This window comes from Pseudomonas sp. HMSC067G02, from assembly GCF_001813485.1.
GTDB classification, from domain to species: Bacteria; Pseudomonadota; Gammaproteobacteria; order Pseudomonadales; family Pseudomonadaceae; genus Pseudomonas; species Pseudomonas aeruginosa.
The window spans coordinates 1-487 of record NZ_KV812612.1 but is presented as its reverse complement, the minus strand read 5'-3'; the positions used below and the strand labels follow the sequence as shown (position 1 = coordinate 487).

The following is a 487-nucleotide window of genomic DNA, read 5'->3' as shown; positions in this document are numbered from 1 at the left end:
AGGTGCTCGGCCAGCAGCTCGCGAAGGTGATCGCAGCGGGAGGGACAAAGGTCACCCCCAGAGCGGTAGCCGAGCCGACCGTGCCGCGCGCCATTCTCGATGATCTGCTGAAAGTCACTACCGATATCGTCGATGCCTTCCCTACGGCACTCCGCGCAGGCCTGGCCGAAGGCCCGGAATCGATCACCCTCACCACTCGCTCGGCATGGGTGGAGCGATTGATGGATCTCGTCGCTCAGGCGAAAGAGTCCCTCCAGGGGTAAGCCATGTTCATCCTTCCATTCCTCATCGGCCTGGTGCTCCACGACCAGCGGCCCGAACCGCTGCGCGCGCTCGATAGCGCCAGCGCCGATCCTGACCTGTGCGCCTCGGCGCCAGCAGGCCGAGAACGATGTACCCGCGGGGCGTCCGGAGTTCGGGCTCCAGGCGTCCCGCCCAAAATGCTTCAAACCATAAGGCGGTTTGTAAGTAGAGGCGGGGCGGTGGG

The 487-nt window shown here is 64.9% G+C and carries 1 pseudogene; it reads left to right on the top strand.

What is annotated here, in order from left to right:
- Positions 1–263, top strand: a pseudogene (locus HMPREF2914_RS00870) (hypothetical protein); the annotation flags it as partial.
- Positions 264–487: the final 224 nt, after the last annotated feature.